2 protein-coding genes and 1 pseudogene are annotated in these 3521 nt (G+C 56.9%); all 3 read left to right on the top strand.

Translation table 11 applies throughout. The features are described 5' to 3' along the window. The coding region (locus ACWGTO_RS32895; RefSeq protein WP_454578868.1) for an IS110 family transposase at positions 1–593 on the top strand (593 nt) is incomplete at its 5' end. A gap of 282 nt (positions 594–875) precedes the next feature. After that, a pseudogene (locus ACWGTO_RS32890) lies at positions 876–1676 on the top strand (IS110 family transposase). Between the two features lie 160 nt (positions 1677–1836). Further along, positions 1837–2874 carry an IS110 family transposase gene (locus tag ACWGTO_RS32885; protein WP_454578867.1) on the top strand — a complete coding sequence of 346 codons (1038 nt, stop codon included), beginning with the start codon at positions 1837–1839 and terminating at the stop codon, positions 2872–2874. Positions 2875–3521 lie beyond the last annotated feature (647 nt).

Below are 3521 nucleotides of genomic sequence, written 5' to 3'. Positions count from 1 at the left end.
TGGAACGAGGACTTTCTCGTCAGCCTCATCTCGTGAAAATTAACTCACCCGATTCCCCTGACCCAAATAGCGACTTGCCAGATTTGATGCGCGAGGAGTGCCGCGACCTGATGGACCAGATTGCCGAGAAGACGGTCCGCATCGATGCGCGAACAGTGAAGATCAAGGCGCTGTCGGCTGAAGCCGACACGGCGCGGCGCCTACAAACAATTCCAGGTGTCGGCCCGTTGACCGCCCTGGCTGTTGAGGCCTTTGCCCCGCCCATAGAGAGCTTTCGGTGCGGGCGCGACTTTGCCGCATGGCTAGGGCTTGTTCCGCGCCAATTCTCCTCCGGTGGAAAAGAGCGGCTCGGACGCATTTCTAAGGCGGGCCAAGCTGATATCCGCCGACTGCTAATCATTGGCGCGATGTCGCGCCCGACCTGGCTGACCCGCAAATCGATCACCGAAGGCTCATGGCTCGCGCGTATGGCCGCGCGAAGGCCAAGAATGCTTGTAGCGATAGCATTGGCCAACAAAATGGCGCGTACGATTTGGGCCATGCTTACAAAAAATGAGGATTATCGAGTTCCGACACGGGCAGCTGTAGCATGATCGATATGCCACTGCCGCTTGGCGTCGGATAGCGAGGGAGTAAGAAGGCGACGACCCGAATGGGCAAAATGATCGAACAGATCCGGATCAGGAACACCAGTGCTGTCTCTTGAGCATCTGAGCTCGTTTGAAAGATTTGGACCTGATCCGCAGATCACCATACCGGCCAGCGGCTTTTGACATGCCGCATTTAAAGGCCTGACAGAAGACCGCACTCGATCACTCGCGTATTTGGGTTAGAAACTTCTTGCGCCAAGGGCGGCAACCACAGAAGAGACGGCGATTTTTGTGCGACGTAACGGCAAGAGGATTTGGCGTGGCAAATGCCTTCTGACCCGAGCCTGCTCGCCGATGTTATCCGCAAGCAGGCACCAGCAGCAAAACGGGTGGTGTTCGAGACCGGTTCCTTGTCGGTGTGGTTCTACCATGCCTTAACGGCAATGGGGTTTCCAGCGATCTGTATCGATGCCCGTCATGCCAAGGCCGCGCTCGACTTGAAGACGTTTGGACTGGTGGTGCCCAAAGGCGGCGGCCTGGTATTTGAAACGAATGTACGCAACCTGCTGGGCAACAATGCTTTGCCTGGAACCGATCATCCTGCCCTTGCGTGAGGCTTGGCGTAGTATCCGGGGCCGCGCTGCACAACTCGATCGTCAGCTCGTCGCGGCGACAAGGCAGAGCGATGCATGTCAGGTGCTAATGTCCTTTCCCGGAATCGGTGCCGTCACTTCCGCCTCCTTTGTTGCGGCGATCGAGAACCCGAAAAACTTCCGAACCTCCCGATCTGTGGGGGCATGGCTAGGGCTGACGACAAGACGCTATCAGTCCGGCGAAGTTGACTATGACGGCCACATCTCTCGGCGCGGAGATAGTCATTTGCGGGGCCTCCTTTATGAGGCCGCGACGGTGATCCTGACCCGGGCCCGAGCTGACAGCTCGCTTCGCACCTGGGGATTGAAACTCCGAGAAAGGGTCGGCTTCAAACGAGCGGCAGTCGCTGTGGCGCGCAAGCTATCCGTCATAATGCACAGAATGCTGACAACCGGCGAAATCTTTGACAGGTCCGCCAGCGTTGTCGCCTGAGGCCGTGGGAGTAAGTTGCGATAACGTAGGTCGCTTGCCGTTCTGAATTGCGTCCGCTTCACCGGATGCACTGAAACGTCCCTGTTGGTGTGGACGGCTCCCAACGGCACGAATGTGCCAAATTGAGGTCGTTGTTGATATCAAGCGAAGGAGGCCGTCCGTGGAACAGATCATCCGCATAGGTATGGATACATCAAAGCATGTCTTTCAACTGCATGGTGTGAACACAGCTGAGCAACCGGTGCTGCGCAAGAAATTGCGCCGCAAAGAGATGTTGGAGTTTTTCAGGAAATTGCCCGCGACAGTGGTTGCAATCGAAGCCTGTGGCGGCTCCCATCATTGGGCACGTTTACTGAGCACGTTCGGGCACGAAGTGAAGCTAATCGCAGCCCAATTGGTAAAGCCATATGTGAAACGCGGCAAGAACGACGCAGCTGATGCTGATGCCCTATGCGAAGCTATGAGCCGCCCGACGATGCGCTTTGTCCCCTCAAAGAGCGCAGAACAGCAGGCATCGCTGATGCTGATCGGTATGCGCGATCGGTTGGTCCGCAATAAGACACAGCTTGCCAACTCGATCCGCGGTTATGCGGCCGAGTTTGGGCTGACTGCCGCCAAAGGCATGTGCAAGGTGGAGCTTCTGCTCGATCGCATCGCGGCTGATGAGACTTTACCGGCCCTCGCGCGGGATCTTTTCGCGACCCACGCCAAGGAATATCAGCAGTTGCAAGAAGAATTGGACGACATCGAGGCGAAATTAATGACTTGGCATCGCGCCAACAAGTGCAGCCGCCGTCTAGCGCAGATACCTGGTGTCGGCCCGATAGGTGCGTCACTGCTGATGATGAAAACGCCTGGGCCCGAAATGTTCAAATCCGGACGACACTTCTCGGCCTGGATCGGTCTGACCCCCAAGGATCATTCCACGGCCGGAAAGGTCCGGCTCGGCGTCATCACACGCGCCGGCGATGAAGCGTTACGAAGCACGCTGGTGCTGGGCGCCACTTCACTTCTTAGACGGGTGCGGGAGGGGCACGGCAGGAATACTTCACCTTGGCTTCTTGAGTTGCTCAAGCGTAAGTCGCCCAAACTGGCCGCAGTGGCACTGGCCAACAAAATTGCCCGCATCGCCTGGAAAATGATGGTGACTGGCGAAGCCTATCGAAAAGATACGGTGCCGTCGGCTTGTGCGGCATAAGGGATCAGTCAGTAACGGTGAGCACAGTTCATCAGCTTACCGCGCTGATCTGATGCGTGAACTTGCAAGAAAAGAGCAGATGGCGTGATCGATCGATCCAGGACGCGTGATACTCCGTTCCCGGCAGTGGCCTTCGTAGGTCGCGTCCCTGTTTGGAACACGCGTCGCGGAACCCATCTTGGCCAGCGTTCGTATGCGAGCGCGATAACAGGCCGGACATATGCACGCAAGCGATCCGATCAAAATCACTGCTCGACATCTTGCAAGGAGGGAGCCGTCCACATATGCCGGGACGTAGGTCGGATCATTCCGATGCTGTTGCAGGTGAACGTCTACCACGTTCGCACTGCGTCCATTACACTGGAAGGTCCCTACCGCGAAGACCCATCATGCGGCGATCAAGTATCGACCGCGCAGACAACCGTGCTCCCGGCAAACGTCAATCAGCGACGCATCAAGAAACAGCGCTTCGCACCACATTCCGCATCTCAACGTATCGTTTGGTCCAACAACTCAACGGCTGTCGATTGAATAATGTCAAAAAAGGGCTGATCGAGGATGTGTGCGATTAGACAACGGCATCTAGGCCCGCTTGATGCACGGCGGTGAGCTTTCGACGGCCTGAGGCGGCGCTCTGGTCGCCGTTG

It is taken from the genome of Mesorhizobium sp. PL10, from assembly GCF_053714315.1.
This window is presented reverse-complemented; position numbering and strand designations above follow the sequence as displayed.